The sequence below is a fragment of the Paenibacillus mobilis genome (genome assembly GCF_058267595.1).
This window is the reverse complement of record NZ_JBZCMS010000015.1, coordinates 22132-44395: the sequence shown is the minus strand read 5'-3', so window position 1 is coordinate 44395 and position 22264 is coordinate 22132. Positions and strand designations below refer to the sequence as shown.

General features: G+C 51.9%; 19 protein-coding genes. 4 read left to right on the top strand and 15 right to left on the bottom strand.

Annotated elements, in window-relative coordinates:
* Positions 1 to 147 precede the first annotated feature (147 nt).
* The 3 genes from AC3ZPD_RS20660 to gpmA form a co-directional block, all read right to left on the bottom strand.
* Complete coding sequence (locus tag AC3ZPD_RS20660) at positions 148 to 861, bottom strand: methyltransferase domain-containing protein (protein WP_490986164.1); 714 nt, start codon at positions 859 to 861, stop codon at positions 148 to 150.
* Complete coding sequence (locus tag AC3ZPD_RS20655) at positions 854 to 1996, bottom strand: type III polyketide synthase (protein ID WP_490986163.1); 1143 nt, start codon at positions 1994 to 1996, stop codon at positions 854 to 856. The genes AC3ZPD_RS20660 and AC3ZPD_RS20655 overlap by 8 nt, the downstream gene beginning before the upstream one ends.
* Before the next feature lie 182 nt (positions 1997 to 2178).
* Complete coding sequence (gpmA, locus tag AC3ZPD_RS20650) at positions 2179 to 2928, bottom strand: 2,3-diphosphoglycerate-dependent phosphoglycerate mutase (RefSeq protein WP_490986162.1); 750 nt, start codon at positions 2926 to 2928, stop codon at positions 2179 to 2181.
* Between the two features lie 386 nt (positions 2929 to 3314).
* On the opposite strand from gpmA, the gene AC3ZPD_RS20645 reads away from it, so the two are divergent.
* Positions 3315 to 3989 carry a tetratricopeptide repeat protein gene (locus AC3ZPD_RS20645; protein WP_490986161.1) on the top strand — a complete coding sequence of 225 codons (675 nt, stop codon included), beginning with the start codon at positions 3315 to 3317 and terminating at the stop codon, positions 3987 to 3989.
* Between the two features lie 63 nt (positions 3990 to 4052).
* Here the strand turns inward: AC3ZPD_RS20645 and AC3ZPD_RS20640 are convergent, their stop codons facing one another.
* On the bottom strand, positions 4053 to 4502 hold the full coding sequence (locus AC3ZPD_RS20640; protein WP_490986160.1) for a GNAT family N-acetyltransferase: 450 nt from the start codon (positions 4500 to 4502) through the stop codon (positions 4053 to 4055).
* A gap of 37 nt (positions 4503 to 4539) precedes the next feature.
* On the bottom strand, positions 4540 to 5211 hold the full coding sequence (gene rpiA / locus AC3ZPD_RS20635; RefSeq protein ID WP_490986159.1) for a ribose-5-phosphate isomerase RpiA: 672 nt from the start codon (positions 5209 to 5211) through the stop codon (positions 4540 to 4542).
* Between the two features lie 92 nt (positions 5212 to 5303).
* Here rpiA and AC3ZPD_RS20630 point away from each other — a divergent pair, with 92 nt between their 5' ends.
* Positions 5304 to 5504, top strand: coding sequence for a hypothetical protein (locus AC3ZPD_RS20630; RefSeq protein ID WP_490986158.1), 201 nt, complete (start codon positions 5304 to 5306; stop codon positions 5502 to 5504).
* Between the two features lie 171 nt (positions 5505 to 5675).
* Here AC3ZPD_RS20630 and bcbE read toward each other — a convergent pair whose 3' ends face one another.
* The 3 genes from bcbE to AC3ZPD_RS20615 form a co-directional block, all read right to left on the bottom strand.
* The gene (gene bcbE, locus AC3ZPD_RS20625; protein ID WP_490986157.1) at positions 5676 to 6917 is read right to left on the bottom strand and encodes a bacillibactin exporter BcbE; all 1242 of its coding nucleotides are present in this window, start codon (positions 6915 to 6917) and stop codon (positions 5676 to 5678) included.
* An 80-nt stretch (positions 6918 to 6997) separates the two neighbouring features.
* Positions 6998 to 9358 carry an RNA polymerase recycling motor HelD gene (gene helD, locus AC3ZPD_RS20620; protein ID WP_490986156.1) on the bottom strand — a complete coding sequence of 787 codons (2361 nt, stop codon included), beginning with the start codon at positions 9356 to 9358 and terminating at the stop codon, positions 6998 to 7000.
* Positions 9359 to 9575: 217 nt separating this feature from the next.
* Positions 9576 to 10598 (bottom strand): FUSC family protein, encoded by a 1023-nt coding sequence (locus AC3ZPD_RS20615; RefSeq protein WP_490986155.1) that lies wholly within the window; start codon positions 10596 to 10598, stop codon positions 9576 to 9578.
* A gap of 164 nt (positions 10599 to 10762) precedes the next feature.
* Between AC3ZPD_RS20615 and AC3ZPD_RS20610 the strand changes: the two genes are divergently transcribed.
* The gene (locus tag AC3ZPD_RS20610; protein ID WP_490986154.1) at positions 10763 to 11338 is read left to right on the top strand and encodes a hypothetical protein; all 576 of its coding nucleotides are present in this window, start codon (positions 10763 to 10765) and stop codon (positions 11336 to 11338) included.
* A 174-nt stretch (positions 11339 to 11512) separates the two neighbouring features.
* Here AC3ZPD_RS20610 and gntK read toward each other — a convergent pair whose 3' ends face one another.
* Together gntK and AC3ZPD_RS20600 are read right to left on the bottom strand one after the other, a co-directional pair.
* Positions 11513 to 13069 (bottom strand): gluconokinase, encoded by a 1557-nt coding sequence (gene gntK, locus AC3ZPD_RS20605; RefSeq protein WP_490986153.1) that lies wholly within the window; start codon positions 13067 to 13069, stop codon positions 11513 to 11515.
* 239 nt (positions 13070 to 13308) lie between these two features.
* On the bottom strand, positions 13309 to 14400 hold the full coding sequence (locus AC3ZPD_RS20600) for an AI-2E family transporter (RefSeq protein ID WP_490986152.1): 1092 nt from the start codon (positions 14398 to 14400) through the stop codon (positions 13309 to 13311).
* A gap of 552 nt (positions 14401 to 14952) precedes the next feature.
* Between AC3ZPD_RS20600 and AC3ZPD_RS20595 the strand changes: the two genes are divergently transcribed.
* On the top strand, positions 14953 to 16032 hold the full coding sequence (locus AC3ZPD_RS20595) for a bifunctional 3-deoxy-7-phosphoheptulonate synthase/chorismate mutase (RefSeq protein WP_490986151.1): 1080 nt from the start codon (positions 14953 to 14955) through the stop codon (positions 16030 to 16032).
* A 47-nt stretch (positions 16033 to 16079) separates the two neighbouring features.
* On the opposite strand, the gene AC3ZPD_RS20590 is transcribed toward AC3ZPD_RS20595, so the two are convergent.
* The 5 genes from AC3ZPD_RS20590 to xylA all read right to left on the bottom strand — a co-directional run bounded on the left by AC3ZPD_RS20590 (position 16080) and on the right by xylA (position 22203).
* Positions 16080 to 16958: an aminoglycoside 6-adenylyltransferase gene (locus AC3ZPD_RS20590; protein ID WP_490986150.1), complete on the bottom strand. Its 879-nt coding sequence runs from the start codon at positions 16956 to 16958 to the stop codon at positions 16080 to 16082.
* A 43-nt stretch (positions 16959 to 17001) separates the two neighbouring features.
* Complete coding sequence (locus AC3ZPD_RS20585) at positions 17002 to 18081, bottom strand: lactonase family protein (RefSeq protein ID WP_490986149.1); 1080 nt, start codon at positions 18079 to 18081, stop codon at positions 17002 to 17004.
* Between the two features lie 90 nt (positions 18082 to 18171).
* Positions 18172 to 19194, bottom strand: a complete 1023-nt coding sequence (locus AC3ZPD_RS20580) for a Gfo/Idh/MocA family protein (RefSeq protein WP_490986148.1) — start codon at positions 19192 to 19194, stop codon at positions 18172 to 18174.
* Between the two features lie 152 nt (positions 19195 to 19346).
* Complete coding sequence (gene xylB / locus AC3ZPD_RS20575) at positions 19347 to 20843, bottom strand: xylulokinase (protein ID WP_490986147.1); 1497 nt, start codon at positions 20841 to 20843, stop codon at positions 19347 to 19349.
* A gap of 43 nt (positions 20844 to 20886) precedes the next feature.
* On the bottom strand, positions 20887 to 22203 hold the full coding sequence (gene xylA / locus AC3ZPD_RS20570; protein WP_490986146.1) for a xylose isomerase: 1317 nt from the start codon (positions 22201 to 22203) through the stop codon (positions 20887 to 20889).
* Positions 22204 to 22264 lie beyond the last annotated feature (61 nt).

Here is a 22264-nt window from a genome sequence, read left to right as displayed (position 1 = left end):
TTCGACAAGTTAAACAAAAGGTTAAACTCTATTTTCCGGCCGTGAAAAAGAGAAAGAAGGAAGTGGAGCGGAAGCCGATTTTCCTTCTCACATTTAAAAAAGGCATCCTCCGCCTTTAATTTGCGGAAAATACCTTTATAAAAAAGTCTACTTCTCTTTTTTCCCGATCACCACCGCATACCTGAACAATGGCCTCCAGGCATAAACGAGGTGTTCCAGCTCCGGGGAACGCCTTAACCTCTGCCAGTCTTCGGCCCGGAAACCTTTGGCTACGGACAGGGGGCCGTCGGTTTTTACAAACCGGTTCGCCGACAGGAAACGGACCATCAGCCAAACCGCCGTCCACGGCATCCAGTGCCGGTGCAAATCATTGATCACTACGCCGATCCGCGAAGCTTTCAGCATATGGCCGACTACTTTCGGAAGTTCGTCCGCAGGAAAGTGGTGAACGAACTGGGTACCGGTGACGATATCGGCCGAAGCTGGCTTTAGGTCAAACAAGTCGCTGCGCTGGACGCGTACCCGGGGTTCTCCCAGGTAAAGCAGCCGAGCTTCCGCGCAGGCCTCCTCCGTAATGTCAGACAGCGTAATCGAAACCTCCAGCTCTTCTTCGTCCGCCCAGTGCAAAAGCGCCTTGTTCACGTCCCCCGAGCCTGCACCGATATCCAAAACGGTGAAGCGGCGGGGGGCCCCCGCCTCCCGCCATAGCTTTTTTACGCCGTACAGGGTAGGACCTGCTGCCGCAAATATCCGGTTCAGCCGCCGGATCTGCCCCAGGGCTTCGCGGAGCTCCGGCCCGCCGTCCGAGAAGTCGTCCATGACTTCAAGCTCCACGGCCCGGTACTTGAAGCTTCTAGACATGGGCTTTATCCCGGTGCGGTGATTTTTGCGGAACATATTGAATTTGGATCATCTCGCAGGTAAGTCCCGGTCCAAAAGCCATCGCTACACCGGATTCCGCTTCGGCCTGCCGTTCCTCCAGCCTGCTGCGCATCTCGTTCATCACAAACAGGATCGTCGCGGACGACATGTTTCCATAGTCCTTCAGGATGCTTCGGCTTGCCTCCGTCTGGGCTTCGGCAAGCTCGTACATTTTTTCAATCGCATCGATAATGCCTTTGCCGCCCGGATGAATGGCCCACAGCTCGGCTTCCCGGCTTTCATCCAGCAGGACCTCCATTTGCTCGGGAACAAAACGGCCCAGCAGCTTGGGAATGTCCGGGGACAAATACAGGTCAAAGCCGTGATTGCCGACTTCCCAAATCATTTCATCTGCGGAATCCGTCAGCAGCACGGAATGATCGCGCCCCAGCTGGAAGACGGCGTTTTCTCCCGCTTTTGGCGTTCCCACCACGCAGGCCGAAGATCCATCCCCGAAAAAAGAGGCGCCAAAAAGCGCTTCCCTGTCGCTGGAAGGCTGAATATGCAGCGTGCACAGCTCGACGCTTACGATCAGCACTTTAGCTTCCGGCTCACGGCTGACTATTTGCGCGGCCAGGCAGACGCCTTTCAGTCCCGCCGCGCAGCCGAGGAAGTTAAAGGGAATCCGGCTCACGGTGCGGGATAATCCCAATTCCTGAATCAGACAAGCATCAAGTCCCGGCAGAAACTGGCCGGTGCAGCTGACGCTGATAAGATGAGTGATGTTCGAGGCCTCTACGTTGGCATCCTGAAGCGCTTGACGGGCCGATTTCAGCGCAAGCGGCACCGACTCTTTTTTATAAGTGTCCATGCGTTCAGCCGTTCCAGGCACGGTTAAATCGGACGAGTTAGGAAAATAACGGCATTCCGAGGAAGACTTGAGCAGCTCCGGTTCAACCGTATAGCGGGCTTCGACGCCGCATTGCCTAAAAATCCTTTTAGCCCAGCGCATGGAATCCGGACGGTCTGAAAGGGCTTGTCCCAATCTTTGCGAAGTATCGGCCTGATCCAGCTTATACTCCGGCACTGCGGTTCCTATGCCTTGAATGGCGATGTTGCGGTGAATAAAGTTCATTTGTTCGTTCATCTCCTCTTTTGGTCTCAGGGATCCGGTGGACATGTTCGTTTCCTACATATCTATTCCAGTTCTTCCGCAATATGTACGATAAAAAAACCTCCCGAAAAGAGAGATTCAAATCTCTGCTCTTCGAGAGGTTTTTCCGGCCGTTTATTGAGTTTGGCGCCGGCAGGGACCGCTTATTCCATGATTTTCCCCGGATCGGCCACCTTTTCGATTTTTTTCTCGGTACGTTCCTCGCTGCCCAGATAATATTTATCGACCGGCTTCAAATCTTCATCCAGCTTGTAGACGAGCGGGGTGCCCGTCGGAATGTTCAAATCAAGGATTTCCTTATTGCCGATGTTCTCCAAATATTTAATCAAAGCCCGCAGGCTGTTGCCGTGTGCGGCAATGATCACTTTTTTCCCGTCCTTGATCTGCGGCGCAATTTCCCGGTTCCAATAATCCTCGACGCGGACGACGGTTTCCTTCAGGCTTTCGGTGAGCGGGATGTATTTATCCTCCACATCCTTGTAGCGGATATCGTTGCGCGGGTACCGTTCATCGTCCTGGGCGAGCGAAGGCGGAAGCACATCGTAACTTCTGCGCCACAGCATGACCTGTTCGTCGCCGTATTTTTTCGCCGTCTCGCTTTTGCTCAGTCCTTGGAGGGCGCCATAGTGGCGTTCGTTAAGCTGCCAGGTTTTGTGGACCGGAATCCAAAGCAGATCCATCTCTTCCAGCGCAAAAAACAACGTTTTGATTGCTCTCTTCAAATAAGAAGTATAAGCGACATCAAAGGTCAGCTGTTCGCGCTGCATCAGTTTGCCCGCCTCATGGGCTTCATGGACCCCCTTATCCGACAAATCCACGTCCGTCCAGCCCGTAAACAAGTTCTCCTGGTTATACACGCTTTCCCCATGTCTTAACAAAACCAAAGTATACATCGGTTGACTCCGCACTCCTTTCACGGCTTATCCAGCCGGTTATTTGAATCTTTTTCTTCAGACGAACCTTTGAATCCATCTTAACTTATTACCCCGTCCGGGCAAAAATAATTTTATAAAAAAACAAGACTCATTTTATTCTCTTGATGCCTGTGCTTAATTTTCCATGATTGGAAGCAACTTATTCTTCATAAGCACGGACGAATCGCCCCCATCTTTCTACTGCTCGTCCCGCTGATTTACGTCGGACTATTCTTATCCGGCTACTGGACCTCCTACGGCAAGCTGGATCATCTGCCCGTGGCGGTGGTCAACCTGGACACCCGGAGTCAATACTTTCAAATTATGGTATAATAACGGGCAAATGTGTCAGTGGAGGCTTTAAGATGACCAAGGTTTTTATTTTTTTAATTTTATGGCGCCTGTTAGGCAATCCCATTCTCGCCATACTGGTTCTTCTCGTTATTTTGTATCTTTTGGACCGGAGGTATGTCGGCCTTTTTCCAAGCTTGACCAAACCTTTTAAACGGCGCCGCGGCATCTCCAAGCTGCGCCAGCAAATTGCCGCCAGCCCGTATGACGTCTCCTCCAAAAGGGAGCTGGCCCGGCTGCTGATCGAGCAAAAGAAATACCGGGAAGCGCTCGGCCTTTTAGAAGATAGCCTGCCTTATTCCGAGGAGTCCGCCGAATTCTGGTCGGATTACGGCCAAGCGGCCTTGGGACTGGGACAGCTGGACGAAGGGGAGAAACGGATCCTGCAAGCCTTTCGGCTCAACGAACGTGTACAATACGGCCAGCCTTATTTGAAGCTTGCTGCCGCCTACCGCAGCGAAGCTCCCGCCAAAGCGCTTCATTATGCCGAACAATTCAGGGGGATTCAATCCTCTTCCATCGAGGCTTATTACCTGCTCGGCAGGCTGTATCAGGCCTTGGACAGAAAAGAAGATGCCAAACGGGCTTACGAGGAAGCCCTGCTGATTTACAGACAGCTGCCAAAGTATAAGAAACGCCAGGAGCGCGGATATGCCTTGCGCAGCTACTTTAAGAAAATGTCGCTGTAAACACAAAAAGCCGGCGGGTCACCGCCGGCTTTTTGTGTTTATCCCATCCTTAATCGGGATCCGTTAAAACTCGTCTTCCCGCTCCACCGCATGGTATACGCACTGGAAGCTTTCTCCGCCCGAAACGTTGGTTCCGTTTCCGGTCACCGTAAAGCCGATGTTGCGGTAGAAATCCGCAGCTTCCTCATCCACCTCAGCCCTGATGGTATCCGGGGATTGTTCCATTAAAGCTTCCAAAATCAGACCGCGCCCAAATCCCTGGTTGCGATATTCGGGGAAAACGCTAATGTGATGAATGGTCAAGGTACCTGACTCCGCATCCATATGAAAGCCGATCAACCCGATCGTCTCCCCTTCTTCCTGATACAGGCGAAGCAGGTGATTGCTGTCTCCGGATTTGTACATGTTTTTGGCGGCCGCCAAAGCTTCTTCATCCCCATGCACAGCCAGCTCCAGAAGCTCTGTTACCTCGGCTTCGGCTTGTTCAAGACCTTGTTTCGCATCGATCAGCACAAGAATCCCCCCTGTTTTTTTCCTGAATTAAAAAAGATTATCTGGAACGGACCGATACCGTCCCATCTTCATTGCCCAGCACCACAGTGTGGGCGATTCCCACAAACAAACCATGGTCCACAATACCGGTTGCCGCCTTCAGTTCATTAGCCAGCTTCTCCGGATTATCTATTCTACCAAAAGAAGCGTCAATAATATAGTTGCCGTTATCCGTAACATAAATACGGCCGTCTTTGTGCCGGAATTCCATCGGTACTCCATATTGCTTCCGAAGGTTATCAAACGTCCATTCGCACGCGAAAGGAACAACTTCAATCGGCAGCTTAAAGGTTCCGAGCACCTCGACATCTTTGCTGGCATCGGCGACCACGATCAGCTTGCCGCTTTTTAAAGCAACCATCTTTTCCCGGAGCAGGGCGCCGCCGCCGCCTTTGATCAAAGCCATCTGCGGATCCACTTCGTCCGCTCCGTCAATCGTTATATCAATATGCGGAATATCGGCCGCCTCATACAAAGGAATATTCAGCTCTCTAGCCAGTTCTTCCGATGCCTTTGAAGTAGCGATGGCCCGGATCTCCAGCCCTTCCTTCACTCGTTCTCCGATACGCTGTATAGCCCAGTAAGCCGTGGAACCCGTTCCGAGACCTACCGTCATGCCAGGCTCCACCCATTCGACTGCGCGGTAACCCGCGGCTTGTTTTCCATTCATCACTTTACCCTCCACCATGCTCGCAGGACCAATGTTGTTTTCTCCCGCCAATTGTTATAATAATGCAAGAATAAGAAATTATGAGGTGACCCATGAGAACCGAACATCAAATCAAATCCAAGATCAATGAACTGAACCTGCAGAAAAAACGTCTCGAAGACCGGCTTGCAAGCCTGCAGCCGGACCAGGACAACCAGCGCCCTTCCCTGAAGGCGCAGCTCGAACGCCTGGATGACATGATCCTGATGCTCGAATGGGTGCTGAACGCCCCGTCCGGGAGTTACCATATGTAAGGTACAGTTCCGCAAGGAATAAAAAGCAGAAGCAGCGCAATAATCCGCCTGTATTATCATACCAAAAGCAGACGGGCCGCAAAACTATTTTTTTGCCTTGCCATTTGTTCTTTCCTGAACAGGCAGACAAAAAAACAGCTGTCTGATTGCTCATACAGCTGTTTGGCGGGCTCAACCCGAAGGAGCCGGACGGGGGATCCGATTTTCCCCTTCCTTTTTCTCCGGCTTGGGTTTGACAGCAAACAAAATTAGCACAAACGCAACAAGCGAAATTCCGGCAATGACAAAAAACATTACCCGGTGGCTGGTATTGACCAGCAGCGATACGGCAGGAGGACCAAACGAAACCCCGATAAACCTCATGCTGTTATACAAAGAAGTGACCGTTCCCCTTATATCCTCTTTAATGCCTTCCGTAATCAGCGAATCCGTGCAGGGAAGCACAACGCCAATCCCCGAACCGCAAATAACGAGACAGCCGATCACGAAATAAATATTATTGAACAGCCCGATGCCGAACAAAGAGACGGTGGACAAAACCATCCCGCATACGCCAGCCCACTTCATCACGTTTTTATTTTTGCCGATTTTCTTGCCTGTTATATAGGAGGCCAAACATAACACGGCAAGCGGGATCGCCAGCACCAGGCCTTTAACAACGCCATGCAGATGATGTTTGACTTCCAGCTGCTCGGATAAATAAGAAAGCACGCCGAACAGCAAAAACATGCAGATCCCGCCGATGGCAAAGATTGCGTACAACCAGCGGCCTTCCTGCTTGAGGATATGGCCTACGTCATGCAGCACCTCGCGCAGTTTCTTGGGTTCCTTGGTTTTTTTCGGCGTTTTGACAAGAAACAAGACAAGCAGTACGGAAATCAGGCAAAGCGCCGGGATCGAAATAAAAGGCAAATACCATAAAACCATCCCTAGCGCTGCTCCCAAAATAGGGCTCAGCACCTTGCCGAAGGTGTTCGACGTTTCAATGATTCCAAGCCCTTTGCTGACCTCTTTCTCATCCTTAAACATATCTCCGACAAAGGGAATAACAATGGGAAAAGCACCGGCGGCGCCCATTCCTTGTATCAATCGACCGCCCAAAATAATCCAGTAGACCAGCTTTCCGTCTCCTAGCCAAACCGCAGCCCCGCAAACGGCTCCTCCGACGCCCGCTAAAATCAGGCTGGGAACAATAACCGCCTTCCGTCCAAGACGATCCGAAAGATAACCGGCCACCGGAATGAGCAAAATAGCCACAATCCCATAAACCGTAATCAGCATGCTGGCTTCGAAAGAGCTGATCCCGAGTTCTTCTGAAATCTGGGGAAGAATCGGAATCAGCATGGAATTCCCCAGGGTCATAATAAAAGGGATTGAAGCCAAAGCCATTAATGCGCCCTTTTTGCTGCCCACAAACCTGACCACCTTTCTGTGACGAACACAACGGTGTTAGTGTGGTTTAATCCGGGCGTTCTTATCCGCTTTCAAAATGCCTAAATCCGGCTGGCTTCCAATTCTACGGTCCGGTAATCAGCCGGATCAACAGCCTTGATAAACGGGCTCGGTTCTCCCAGGCTGTACACATGAAGCAGGTGCATTGCCCGGGTGCAGGCCGTATAAAACAGCTTTCTCTCTGACTCCCGGTGATAACGCTCTTCAGAGGCATCGTAAATCAGTACGGCATCAAATTCCACGCCTTTAGCCAAATAGGCCGGAATCACGTGAATGCCTTTGTCAAAGGATAACGTCGTTTTTTTGATCAGCTTCAGCTCATGCTCATCCTTCAGCAGCTCGAAGGCCTGCAGGCTTTCCTCGGCCGTTTTGCAGATGATCGCGACCGTTTCATAATGCTGCGCTTTAAGCTCTTTGAGATCCGAAGAAAGCGCGGCTTTCAAGGTGTCCTGGCCTCCGGCCAGCCTGACTTCAGGCAAATCCCCGTCCCGGTTGAACGGAACGATCTGTTCGCCGCCTTGAATCATCTGCCGCGTAAAGTCCACGATCTGCCGCGTGGAACGGTAGCTTTGCTTAAGCGTGATTTGTTCGGTTTCATCAGGGCCATACAGCTGGGCCAGCGTCGAGGTTTGCTGCAAAATCGAAGCATGGGCGTAAATCGCCTGATTCAGGTCGCCCAGCGCCGTCATTCGCGCCCTCGGGAACAATCTTTTTAGGAAAAAGAGCTGAAACGGCGAATAATCCTGGGCCTCGTCGATGAACACATGACGGATATTGCCGTTGGAACGGAAGCCAAGCAGCTGCTCCCGCAAATATAAATAAGGGGTCGCGTCTTCATACGCCAGCTCGCCCCGCTCCAGATTCTCGAGGGTAAACCGGCAAATTTCCTCCCAGGAGACCGGCAAATCGCCGCCGCTTGCCTCCAGCATGGCCTGTTTATCGGCAAACAGCTGGCCGTACAAGCCTTTAACGTCTACGAAACGCAGAGCCTTTACCCATCTGCGCAGCGGCTTGAGGCGGTCGCTGACCACCATCCGGGCCAAGATCAGCTTCTCGTCCTCGTAATCGGTGAACGAACGGTTTTTCTTGCGGTTTTGGCGGCGCATACGCTGGTAGGCGATCTGGTAATCCTCGCTGTCCAGCAGCTGCATCTGCTCTTCCACCCAAGGTTCGTTCACTTCGCGTTTGCTGAAATCCGCCAATTCCTTAAGCAGCCACTCCCGCAAAAGATCGCACCGGTTAGCCAGCGTTATGGAACGATCGAAAGCGTAGAAACGCTGCCGGATCTCTTCGCGGCTGACGATTTCTTTTCCCTGAAAACGAAGCGGTCTGAACAACATGCCGTTCGTTTCCAGCATTTTGCGGTATCCGTTCATGGCCTGCAGATACAGCGACGAAGATTTGTAGCGGATGCCTTCGATTCTGGCGTCATATCCGGGTTGTCCGCTTTCTCCGGAAAGCACATATTCCATCTGCACAAAAGGATCCTCAAGCTGGAACTCCCGGCCAATGCGGTGTTCGAGGTATTCCTGAAAGGTCGTCTGCAGCATGTTTTCCTCGCCAAGCTCGGGCAGGACGGTAGAAACATAACTGTTAAACATCGGGTTCGGGGAAAACAGGATCACCTGATCCGCCTGCAGATGCTCACGGTATTTATAAAGCAGGTAAGCTACCCGCTGCAGCGCCGCCGAGGTTTTGCCGCTCCCGGCCGCCCCCTGTACGATCAGCATCCGGCTGCGGTCGTTGCGGATAATCCTGTTCTGCTCCTTCTGTATGGTGGCGACAATGCTTTTCATCTGGGCATCCGAGCTTCTGCCGAGCACCTCCTGCAGCAGCTCGTCACCGATCGTCACCCCTGTATCAAACATCAGCTTGATTCGGGCGTCCCGGATGATAAACTGCCGTTTAAGCAGCATTTCGCCTTCGATATTCCCAACAGGCGTTTTATAAGAAGCCGGTCCCGGCGTACTGTCGTAATACAAATTCGAGATAGGTGCGCGCCAGTCATAAACCAGAAACGTCTGGTCGTCCTCGTCGAGCAGGGAGGCGATTCCTAGGTAAATCGGTTCTGCGGGCTCCCCGTTTTCCGCAAAATCAATTCGGCCAAAATAAGGGGACTGCCGCAGCCGCTTCATCTTGGACAAAGCCGCGAAGGAATGTTTATGGCTTCGTTCCCGCTCGGACAGCACTTCCGACTGCTGCCTCAGGCTGGTGGAGGTTTCGCCTACATCATCCGCTTCGCTGAAGTTGATCGTCACATCTTCCCAGAAATCCCGTCGCATCTCTACCACATCGGTCCGGACGCTGCCTACTTCCTGTTCGAGTCCTTTAATCCGTTTATCGATAACTTTCACTACGTGATTAACCCGGTTTTGTTCTTCATGCCAAGATTGTTCAGTCATACTCAAACCCCTCATCCCCTCTTCTCCAGGCTGTCTATTGACAAATCATCATTTATATGCTAAAATTCTAATAGAAATATTTTCGTCAAAATTCACGGTTTTTTTAGTCCATTCTTTATTTTATCAGTTTACGGTAGTCTAATCAATTCCATTCGAACAAAGTAATGAAATTTAAAGTCCCGCCTCAGGCGGGACTTTTTGCGTTATGGGAAAGTATTCAAGCCTCCGCATGCTCAGGCGAATGTCCGGCAAGCCGGTTCAGCCGGTCAAGCTGGTGACCGTAATCGTAAATGGCCGCAGTCACAATGGACAAGCGCAGGGAGCCGTCTTCCTCTTCTTTATAATGGCTGAGCATCTCTTTGAGGAACACGTCGTTTTCCTGCTGCAGCAGCTCCGAATCGACCGAACCCGGCTTCAGCTTATGATCGAATTTAAGCATGACCTGCTCATGGAATTTAATCAGCTTTTCGATTTGCTGGTCAAATTTAAGATCCATTTCCTCGGAACGCCCCGCCTGAAAATAATGCTCTTCAATCGCTTCGATTACCTCATACCCTTTGCGGAGCGTGTTCACCATCTGCTTATAGACGACAAGCTGGCGGCTTACGCCAAACTTCGGCGTTTTCAGCTTCTTCTGATCTTCCTCCATCAGCTTGTATTTATCATTAATCGAGCCGATTTCATTTTCAAGCTTGCGTTGTTCTTCCTTGAAAATGTTCTCCTTCATCTCATCCGATATCGCTGTCCGCATTAGCAGTGAAAGCCGGTCAAAGGTCCGGCGGACCTGTTCTACAAACTGCACCTTCGGTTTTGGAGGAACAACAAACACATTGATCAAAAAGGCGGAAACAATCCCGATCAAACTCAAAACAAACCGAGTAACCGCAAAATCCCATTGTCCGGAGGCCTCCATGACAGCCACCACGGTAACCAGCGTTAAGCCGATCGTATCACCCATTTTTAATTTAAGACAAATCATAATAACCAGGATGCAAACAATCCCGATCGCAAACGGCTCCGAAGAGAACACCATGCCCGCAAGCATGGCCAAAACCGCACCTAGCGTATTGGTCTGAAGCTGATCGATCAGATACCTCCAGGAGCGGTAAATCGAGGGCTGCATCGCAAAAATAGCGGCTACCGCGGCGATTACCGGCGACCCCATTTGGAGCCAAACGGCGATGTATAAGGCAAGCGTCACCGCTAACCCGGTTTTGAACATTCTGGCGCCAAAATTCAAGCCAAACCCTCCCGATTACACATCCAAATTCTTTATAAATATTAACCTGATCCGGCCTTAAAAACAAAATTTATCTAATTTTAAGGTTATTTTTAGGTAAAAAGCTGATTTTTGTAAACACTAAGGAGGCAGCTTCAAAAAATATCCATAAAGGTGGTACTAACATGAAAAACCTGAAAACAACCGCACTGGCTGCCGGAATGGTCAGCCTGACGCTGCTGAGCAGCCTGCTTCCGGCCCCTCAAACGGCTTTTGGTGCAGCAGCTGACGCCGTGCCGGCACAAACCCAATCCTCCGGAGCCCCTTCCGCTGCTCTGGGAGACGGTTCCCATACCGGCAAGCAGGATGCTGAACACAAAAGAAAACACCGCAGGCATTTCTTTGGCGGTTATGCGGTTAAAACCACGGCCGAGCTGATCGGCATGGACAAAACCGAGCTGGTCAACCAATTAAAAACCGGCCGTACGCTTCAGCAAATCGTCAAAGAGAAAAAAGGCTGGTCCGAAAGCGAATATATCGGCAAGCTGACGGAAGCCACCTCCAAAAAAATCGACCTCGCCGTACAAAACGGCAAAATCGATGCCGATCGCGCTGGGAAGCTGAAAGCGGCTTTGCCCGACAAACTCAAGGTCATCGTCAACCGCGACTGGAGCAAGGAATTTGAGAAACGCGACTCGAGAACCGGCGCTCCTAACGGCACTTTCCGTCAGCACGAAGCCAAAATGCAGGAATCCAATTAAGTTTCAATAACCCGCATTTACGTGAAAAAGAAAACCAGGATACGGTCCAAACCCTGTTTGCCGTATCCTCCTAAAAAAGCCGCTTAGATAGCGGCTTTTTGTTGTTCCCCGTTCCTTGCCTGCTCTTTCAGCGGCACTCTCCCTCATGGCTATACTTCCAATCTCGCTTCCGTCTTACTTCGGCCTGGAGAGGAAATCGCCGCTGCGCTGAAATTCGGCCATGATCTGAAATTCCGATTTCAGCTTGCTGTACAGCCGTTCGTACATATCGAAGAGTTGCAAATAAACCTCGCTGTTCTGAAGGTCCGGTTTGTGGGTTTCGGAAATGCGCACCCAATTTTTAACCTCCTCCAGCGTATCGATGTCCTTAACCGCGTATAACGCCATAGCTGCCGCTCCAAGCGCCGAAGCTTCCTCGACCTCGGGCACCAGCAGTTCCTTTCCCATCACGTCCGATAAAATTTGCCGCCATACCGCTGAACGGGCAAACCCTCCGGAAGCGATCACCTTTTGGGCTGGTCCGGCCAAATCGCGCAGCGCCACGCCGATCGAAAAAATGCTGAAGATCACACCCTCAAGCACGGCCCGGATAAAATGCTCCCTCCGGTGGCGCAGGCTGATTCCGAAAAACAGGCCTCTGGCATCCGGATCCCAGATCGGCGCCCTTTCCCCGGTCAAATACGGGAGGAACAGCAGCCCCTCTGCGCCTGCCGGCACTTTTTCCGCATATTCGATCATGAGATCATAAGGATCCTTATTGAGCCGTTTGGCTACCTCTACTTCAGGAGAACCAAATTCGTCCCTCAGCCATCTCAGCATAATGCCGCCATTGTTGCTTGGCCCCCCTACTACCCAGTGCCGGTCGGTCAAAGCGTAACAAAAGGTCCGCTGTTTGTCGTCGGTCATCGGTTTATCCGTCATCATCCGGACCGCCCCGCTGGTGCCGATTGTAACTGCGACCTCACCGTCGCCCATAGCGCCGACACCCAGGTTCGCAAGCACGCCGTCGCTGGCCCCGATGACCACCGGCGTTTGCGGATCAAGCCCCATATGGCCGGCAAGGGTCTCATTCATTCCTTTCAGAATATGAGTTGTTGGAACCGGCTTCGGCAGGCGGGATCGCTCCAAGCCAAGGAGGTTCAAAGCCCCTTCGTCCCAGTCTAGTTTCTGCAATTCAAACAGCCCCGTTGCCGAAGCGATCGAATAATCTGTTACGTATGTACCAAATAACCGGAATAGGATGTATTCCTTGATTCCCGCAAACATCGCGGCTTTTTGATAAGTATTCGAATCCTCTTCCTTCATCCAGAGCAGCTTGCACAGCGGAGACATCGGATGAATAGGCGTCCCTGTTCGCAAATAAATTTCGTGTCCGCCATTCTCCTTCAACTGTTCAGCCTGGCCCGCGCTTCGATTATCCGTCCAGACCCATGATCGGGTCAGCGGCTGTCCCTCGCTGTCCAACGCGATCAGCGAATGCATGGCTGCGCTGAAGCCGATTGCCTTGATTTGTTTGACGTCCGCTTTGCTCTTTAACAGGACGTGGCGTACGGCATCCACCAGCGCCTGAACGATCTCTTCCGGATCCTGCTCCGCCCAGTCGGGCTGCGGCTGGTACAAAGGATATTCGGAACTGTGTTTGGCGATCATCGTTCCGTTCGGACCGAACAGGACCGCTTTCAGACTGGTTGTGCCGATATCTAGTCCAAGCACCGTTTCATGCTCGTTCATTATCTTCAGCTCCTTTTTGCCATATAGACTTATCAGATCAGCATCTAGCTTTTCTCCGCAATTCGGTTTTGCTATTCCTTACCCGTTCCCCTGAATTTTGCATCCTGTACCATCTTACAGGAAAGCATATGGGTATTCCAATTGGAGCCTGGTTGGACTGGCAAAAAGCCGCTTCCTTCACGCAAACAAAAGGCCGCCTTCTTTATTCAAAGGCAGCCTTTTCGGTATTCATTAACGTATCAAGAATCGGTGTCCGGGTCATCGTCTTTCTTTAATTCCTGAGGTTTAGCCTCGACTGCCGGGGGCGGAGCCAGCGCAATCGGCACCTCCAGAATATCCAGCAGGAACATGAAGACCGGAACCCCTACTATAAGTCCCCAAACCCCGTAAAAATGCTCGGAGATGATCAAAATCATAAAGGTATAAAAGATCGGCAAATGGGTTTTGTTGGACATGAATTTGGGATTCAGCACATAAGATTCAAGCGCGTGGAGGACCACGATCATGATCAGCACATAAACGATTTTAACGACGCCTCCGATTTTGAACGCGATGGCGCAAAGCGGGATCAGGGAAATAATGACCCCCATCACCGGAACGAAGCCGAGCAGCAAAATCATAATGCCCAATGCCAGTAAATTCGGGAAACCTAAAATCCAAAGGAACAGCGTCGATAATGTGGCGTTCACCAATGCAATCAGAAACTGGACTTCAATGACCTTGCCGAAGGAATGAACGAATTTGCGGCCGAAATATTCCAGCTCCTCGAAGAGATAAGCCGCTTTGCTGGCCCGGAAATTCGCCGTAAAATGGGTGACCTTTTCTTTCTCCAGCATAAAAAACAAACTTAAAATCAGGGCGATAAACAAATTGAGGCTCAGCTTGCCGATGTTGGACAAGGTATGCAGCAAAAAGTCGAACCCGCCGGAAACATAACTGGCCAAATCAATATCTTTCAAGGATTCCATCAAATAATTGACGATTACGTTGTCCGGAAGATCGATAGGCGGTTTGTTGTAAAAAGAGATCACCTGGTTGACCAGGTCGCTTAACTCATTAATAAACAAGGGCAAATACTTGTAAATTCCGCTTGCGAGCAGCGCTACCAGCAGGACGTAAATGACGATCACGGCCAATTTCCTGCTCAGCCTCAGCCGCGGGCCGCCCACTTTCATGACAAATCCGTGCAGCCGGTTAACTAAATAGGTGAAAATAAAGGTCAGCAAAATCATGTTGAGCATACTTCTGAATATGTACAAAGCAAGCAGCACAAAGATCAGAGCTATGACCCGCCTAACGCCGGGTATGTAAAAAAAATGTTTAAAAGTCATGCTGAAATTTGCTCCTTTTAAATCAAAATACGGTCTTAGGCTATTCTACGCAAAAAACACAAAAGGGTCTCATTTTTTTTACCCATTTTGGTCGGGCTTGAATTTGGGCGCGGATAAACTTGACATCAATTCGGCAACGTCCTATAATCCGAGTTAATTGATAAATGCTTTGACGGAGACAAGTAACGTCGGTCGTGTCCTGAACAGGGAATGAGGCGCCGAAGATTGAGAGCCCTCTGAGGAACCGCCGTCCGTGAATTCACTCCAGAGCTGACGATTTGAACAGGGCGGCTTATTATTAACCGGCTTCTTGGCTTAAACCCTTATTAGAATGGTCCGGCCTCACGCCGTTATCGTGACTCGAGCGGGAAACTTTACAAGTTGTCCAACAAGGGTGGTACCACGGCTTCAGCCGTCCCTTGATGGGCGACTTTTTTATTTTTCTTCGTCTCCTGCCGGGTTGTATGTCGGGGGTTTCCTCCTGCTAGTTGCCTTTGTTTTCGCCGCAATCGTTAAAGATTGTTTAAATTCATGCATAGAGGAGAGATTGAAATGAATGAAACGCTGGAACTGCTGCGCAACCGTCTCGATGAAATCAATATGGAACTTCTTCGTCTGCTGAACGCCCGTGCCGAGGTGGCCCGCTCGATCGGAGAAATCAAAGAGAAGCAAGGCGTGCCTAAATTCGATCCGGTCCGCGAACGCGAAATGCTGGAAGAACTGGTGAAACATAATCCGGGACCTTTTAAGGATTCGGAGATCAAACAGCTGTTCAAGGAAATTTTTAAAGCATCCTTAAACCTGCAGGAAGAAGAACATAAACGCCAGCTGCTCGTCAGCCGGAAAAACAAACCGGAAAACACCGTGCTGGACGTTAACGGGATTTCCGTCGGCGGTTCCGCGCAGATCATGGTGGCCGGCCCCTGCTCCGTCGAATCTTACGAACAGCTGCGGACCGTTGCCGCTGCCCTTAAAGAAGCCGGCCTGAAAGTAATGCGCGGCGGCGCCTTCAAGCCTAGAACATCCCCTTACGACTTTCAGGGCCTTGGCATCGAAGGCTTGAAGATGCTGAAGGAAGTCGCCCAGGAGTTCGGGCTGTCGACGATCAGCGAAATCGTCCATCCTGCCCATATTGAAATTGCGGCCGAGTATATCGACGTCATCCAAATCGGCGCCCGCAATATGCAAAACTTCGAGCTGCTCAAAGAAGCCGGCCAGGCCAAAATCCCGGTGCTGCTTAAACGCGGAATCGCCGCCACGCTGGAAGAGTTCGTCCATGCGGCCGAATATATTGCCGTCAGCGGCAATTCCAATCTGATGCTGATTGAACGCGGGATCCGCACTTATGAAAAATGGACCCGCAACACGCTCGACATTTCCGCCGTCCCGATCCTGAAGCAGGAAACCCATCTGCCGGTGCTGGTCGACGTTACCCATTCCACCGGCCGCAAGGACATTATGCTGCCGTGCGCCAAAGCCGCGCTTGCAGCCGGCGCGGACGGCGTGATGATCGAGGTCCATCCCGATCCGCAAACCGCTTTGTCCGACGCTGCGCAGCAGCTGGATATCCCTCAATTCATGGACTTCATGAAAGGTGTGCGGTCATCCGGCCTACTGCACGAGCAGCAATAAGCCTTAACGCGGGATTAAACAAAGAGCGCCCTTTCAGGCGCTCTTTGTTATTCTAAATCAAACCGGCCCGCATCGGGCGGCAGCTCCTTCACCCGCAGCAAATAGGCAGACACCCGTCGGTCATCCTCTTCCGGATACTCGTATTGCATAAGCTCCGCTACCTGCCTGGCCGCGTCCCGGAACAGTCCCATCATCGCAAACAGGGCTCCCCATACGTCTTCATACCGTCCCCCGGCAAAAGTCTCCATAAGGCGGGTCCAGTCGGTTTCAGGCAAATAAGCCTGAAGGTATCTGCTGCTTTTCCCCGTGGACACGGAAAAGCGGGTCCGAATGCCGGTCAGCCAATTTAGCATCTGAAGCAGCATCGGTCTGACGTGAAGGTTCAGATGCTCCTGGGCGTAGAGGATTTCTTTCCTCCACAGCCCCTTGGCCACATATGTAGAGACCCACCAGAACTCGTTGCAGCAGTTCGAGAACAGCTCGGCAGTAGGCGGCTGAACGCGATAAGCCGCATCCGTCGGTGCTTCAAGCTCAGGCAGCAGGTTGTCCTTGTCCATCAGGATTACCGTTAGCCGGTCTTCACGCAAATAATCCGCGTACTGCTCCAGGGGAACCAGGCGCAGGTCAATCCGGTTCCCGTCGGCCAGCAGCATCAAATAAGTAAACCTTCCATTCGCTTCCGAAGGGAACATCGCCATGAAGTCGGGACATTGCAGCATAATCCGTTCGCCGAAGACGTCGATCCAGGACGGATCCTGAATAAAGGACTGAACTTCGGTGACGAGATAAACGACATCATAATCCTGAAAAAAATCCTTAGGCGCCGCGGGATTCGTCCGCGAACCGTTCAGGGCCGCAGCCCTCACCCGCTCATCCCGGCGCGCAGCGCCAAGGATCAGCTCCATCATGGCCTGCTCGTCTCTCATGCCTTTACCTCCCGGAACCTCTTAAATGTCAGCTGCTACTTGCTTAGAAATAAAAAGGCTGTACGCAAACCGGCTTGGATACGGATGCCGTAGCCCCCGTTGCCGTAATCATGCCGGTCTCCCGGTTCACGCGGAAAACGACGAGATTGTTTCCGTCACGGTTAGCGGCGATCAGGTAATCTCCGTTTGGCGTCAGGGCAAAGTGGCGAGGATGTCCGCCTTCAGTGGATACATAATCCACGACGCTTAACCCGCCCGTTTTCTGGTCCACGGCCAAAATCACGATGCTGTCGTGGCCGCGGTTGGAGCCGTAAACGAAACGGCCGTCTTTGGAAACGGAGATTTCAGCGGTTCCGTTTTGTCCGTCAAAACCTTCCGGCAGCGTAGATACGGACTGGATTTCCGACAAAACGCCTGTCTCCGCTTCATAACGGTAAGAAACGATCGTTGAATTCAGCTCGTGAATCACGAATACGTAAGGCTCCGACGGATGGAAAGCCAAGTGGCGCGGACCCGCTCCTTGTGCCGTACGGGTGTCTCCTTGGGCAGACAGCTTGCCGGTTTCAGCGTCAAACTTATAAGCGCGGATCAGATCCAGGCCCAAATCATTGACGTACAAATAACGTTTATCCGGGCTGAAAAACGCGGAATGGACATGCGGTACCGTATCGGCAGGCTGTCCGGCCAACGGTACATGCTGTTTTTCATCCGTCAATTTGCCTAAGGTTCCGTCTCCGTTAATTTTGACGGCGCCTACTTTCCCGCCGTGATAGCTGGATACAAACGCATAATTATATTCGTCCACGCGCTGAATATGGCAAAGTGTATTGTCCAGGTTAATCTCCCGGTTAAGCTCGGCCAATTTGCCGGTCGCCGGATCAATTGAGAAAGCAACCGCTTCACCGGCTTTTTTCCCTTCGGCGTTAACGGCTTCCGCAATGCTGTAAAGCTTGTTTGCTTTTGGATCGACATTCAGGAAAGTCGGGTTTTTCAACCCGGATACGGCCTGAACCTGGCGCAGCTCGCCGGAAGTTTCATTCATTTCGTATACATAAACGCCCGGTCCGTCAGTCTCCGCATAAGAACCGATAAATAAGTATAGTTTCTGGCTGGAATTTGTCACAAGATGTCCTCCTTGAAATGATATGTATATGACTTAATTTACATCTTATCTTATCATATCACTTCGCTTTCCATGAGGCCAAACCCGTCTTCATTCCTCAGTCCTCATTCCCTGGTCTTGCCCAGACAACGTTACGCGCCGCCGTTCACGCGCGGACAAGCGGCAGGCGTCCAGCAAACGGAGATTAGCAAGCGCGTCGGCTGCCGTAAACTCCGGTGCGGATTCTTTTTTCAACACGCTGCCGAAATGGTCGATTTCCAGCACGTAAGCGTTCAGCAGGCGCTCGCGGCTTTCGGTCTGCTCTCCGTTGTGGTAGAGGAAATACCCCGACTGCTCTTTACCCGAAAAAGCATGGGGAATCTCGATCCTTCCTTTGCTCCCCACAATTTCTAGGCAGCGTCTTTCTTCCGTCCATAAGCCGCAGTCGAACAGCAAAGAAAGGCCCCCGGTAAATTCAACCAGTCCCGCCGCCATCATGTCCACCCCGCCGTAGGCCTCCGAATATTCGGCATGCACGGAAACCGCTTCGGGTTCCGCTCCAAATAGCCAGCGTGCCGCGCTAAGCGGATATTCGGCAAGATCATATAAAGCTCCCCCGCCCCACTCCTCATGAAAACGAATGTTGCCTCCAGCTGCCGAGCTGTCGCAGGTGAAGCAGGCTCGAATCAGCCGGATTTCACCGATTGCGCCTTGCCGGATCCGTTTCCTGACCTCTTTCAGCTGCGGGTGATACCGGTACATCAGCGCCTCCGAAAAAAACATCCCGGTAGCCTCCGCTGTCCGGAGCACCGGTTCGAACTGCCGGGCCGTCAAGGCGGCCGGTTTCTCGCACAAAACATGTTTGCCCGCCCGCATGGCGGCGATGCTCCATTCCGCATGCAGATGATTGGGCAGCGGAATATAAACGGCATCGATATCCGGGTCGTCCAGCAGCTCCTCGTAGCTGCCGTAAGCTTTTTCGGCTCCATATTGCACCGCAGTTCTTCGGCTCTTCTCCAAATCCCTGCTGGCTACCGCAGCGAAAACGCCGGTTTCCGATTCCCGGATGGCCGGTATGACCGCATCCCTGGCGACGCTGGCGGTACTCATTACCCCCCATCTTACCTTTGTCATAAGCAGCACCCTCCTTAAGCATTCGTCTTTATTAAGCGTTAACCTGAATAAAGCCTTTTTGAATCCGGTTACCGAATGAAAAACCACCCGTTCCCGTATGCATTTCAACATACTTGAAGGGGTGGTTTATTTTTGAACTTAGAAATATGGAACTAAGAGCGGAAAGGCTCCAGCTTCTGGTTCAACGTTTGGGTGCTGTTATACACGTCCTGATATAAAGGATAAAGATCGTTATAAAGCTTCACCTTGTCTGCGGCCGGCTGGTAGCTCGCCGCTTGCGCAATAAATCTGCCTGCGCACTCCTTCAGCGAGGCGTACCATTCAAGGCCCGCCGCTGCCAGCATGGCCGCGCCCAGGGCTGGTCCCTGCTCGCTTTCCAGGCGGATGACTTCGGCGTTAAAAATATCCGCCTGCATTTGCAGCCAAAGCTCGCTGCGGGCTCCGCCGCCGATCGAAACGATCGTATCGATCTGTTTGCCGGCTCCGCGGAGAATTTCAATCGACTCGCGCAGGGAGAACGTAATCCCCTCCACGACAGCTCTTGCAAAATGCTCCTTCTTATGGCGGAGATCCATGCCGATAAAACTGCCGCGGATCGAAGAATCCGCGTGCGGCGTCCGTTCGCCGGACAGATACGGCGTAAACAGCAGTCCGTCCGCTCCGGCCGGAACCTGGGCCGCTCCGGTTAGCAGCTCGTCAAACGAGCTGTCCGGCGCAAAGGTGTCGCGGAACCAGCTCAGGCTGCTTCCCGCCGCCAAGGTCACGCCCATTGCGTAGAAAGCTTCCTGCTCCGCATGGTTAAAGAAATGCACCTTGCCTTCATAATCCGCTTCGGCGTTTTCTTCATAAGAAAGGATCACGCCGGAGGTGCCGATGCTGCAAAGCGTTTCGCCGGGACCCAAAATACCGGCGCCCGTTGCGCCGCAGGCATTGTCCGCGCCGCCGCCGAACACCTTGACGTCCGTGGTCAGTCCGCTTTGCTCCGCCATGTCCGGCAGCAGCGTACCCACGCACTCCGTTGAAGCAATCAGCTTTGGACAGAAGTTTTCGTCCAAACCAAACGCCTTAAGCACTTCCGGACTCCAGCGCCGTCCGGCCACGTCCAGCATCAGCGTGCCGGCCGCGTCCGAATAATCCATGCCCAATTCGCCCGTCAGGCGGTAGCGCAAATAATCCTTCGGCAGCAGGAAAACGGAAGCCTTCGCAAACAGCTCGGGTTCATGCTGCTGCACCCACAAGATCTTCGGCAAAGTGAAACCTTCCAAAGCCGGGTTGCGGGTCACGGCTAACAGCTGCTCCCCAAGCTTCTCCTCGATTTCGCGACACTGCTTCGTCGTGCGCGTGTCGTTCCACAAAATCGCATTGCGCAATACTTTATGGCTGCCGTCCAGCAGAACCAAGCCGTGCATTTGACCGGAGAAGCTGATGCCCTTGACGGAAGCGGGTTCGATGCCGCTGTCTTTCACCAGTTTGCGCAGGGCGGAGAGGCTTTTCTCTACCCACTGCTCAGGGTCCTGTTCGCTATAGCCGGATTTCGGCGTAATAAGCGGATACGATTCCGAAACCTCGCCGCTTACCTTGCCCTCCCGGTTCACCAATAAGGCTTTAACCGAACTGGTGCCCAAATCGATGCCAATTACATACTCCATAATCGTTCTCCTTTACAGGCCTTAGAGTCGCCTCTTGATCGGCTTACAGGTCTCCAAGGATGTATTGGTTCAGCGTAGCACGGATCAATTCCAGACGTCCGGATTTGTTGTTGACCGGTTTGTTTTGCAGCGCATATTCTTCCAGCGTTTTTAAGGTGGCTTTGCCGGAAACGATCGATTGGCCAAACTCGTCCTGGAAGCTGGAATAGCGGTCTTCCACGATGTTTTCGAAGAAACGGTCCTCGATCATTTTCGCCGCGACCTTCAGGCCTTTTGCATAAGCGTCCATACCGGAGATATGGGCATAGAACAAGTCGATCGGCTCAAAGGAACCCCGGCGTACTTTAGCGTCGAAGTTTACGCCGCCTTTGCCCAAACCGCCGTTGCTCAGCACTTCATACATCGTCAAAGAAGTCGTGTACAGATCGTAAGGGAATTCGTCGGTATCCCAGCCGAGCAGCACGTCACCTTGGTTGGCGTCCAGGGAGCCGAGTACGCCGTTGATGCGGGCTACGCGGATTTCATGCTCAAACGTGTGGCCCGCCAAAGTAGCGTGGTTCGCTTCCAGGTTCAGTTTGAAGTGGTCTTTCAGGCCGTAGCGGTGCAGGAACGCAAGCGTAGTCGCAGCATCGAAGTCGTATTGGTGTTTGGTTGGCTCTTTTGGTTTTGGCTCGATCAGGAATTGGGCGTCAAAGCCGATTTCCTTCGCATAATCGATCGCCATATGGTACAGGCGGGCCAAGTTGTCGAGCTCGAAGCCCATGTCCGTATTCAGCAGCGTTTCGTACCCTTCGCGTCCGCCCCAGAAGACATAGTTTTGTGCGCCCAGCTCTTTACCGACTTCAAGACCTTTTTTGATTTGCGCGCCGGCATAGGCGTAAACGGCAGCGTTGCTGGACGTTCCTGCGCCATGCGTATAACGCGGGTTGCTGAACATGTTGGCGGTGTTCCACAACAATTTCGTTTTGCTGGTTTTCATGTAATCCTTCATCATCGCTACGATGATATCCAGATTTTTATTGGATTCCTGAAGGGTTGCGCCTTCCGGAGCGATGTCCACATCGTGGAAGCAGAAGAACGGAACGCCCAATTTTTCATAAAATTCGAAGGATGCTTCTACGCGGAATTTGGCTTGATCCAGACCGCTGTAGCTTTCCCAAGGACGAAGCGCGGTGCCGCGGCCGAACATGTCCGTGCCGTCAGCCACAAAAGTATGCCAGTAAGCGGTAGCGAAACGCAGATGTTCTTCCATCGTTTTGCCTGCCACGATTTCCTGCGGGTTATAATGTTTGAATGCCAGTGGATTTTTGGAGGAAGGACCTTCGTAAGCGATTACATTAATATCAGAAAAATGACTCATTTCAAAACCTCCCGGATAAATTGAACTGATTTCGTTTATTATCATAATACAGGTTTGTTAG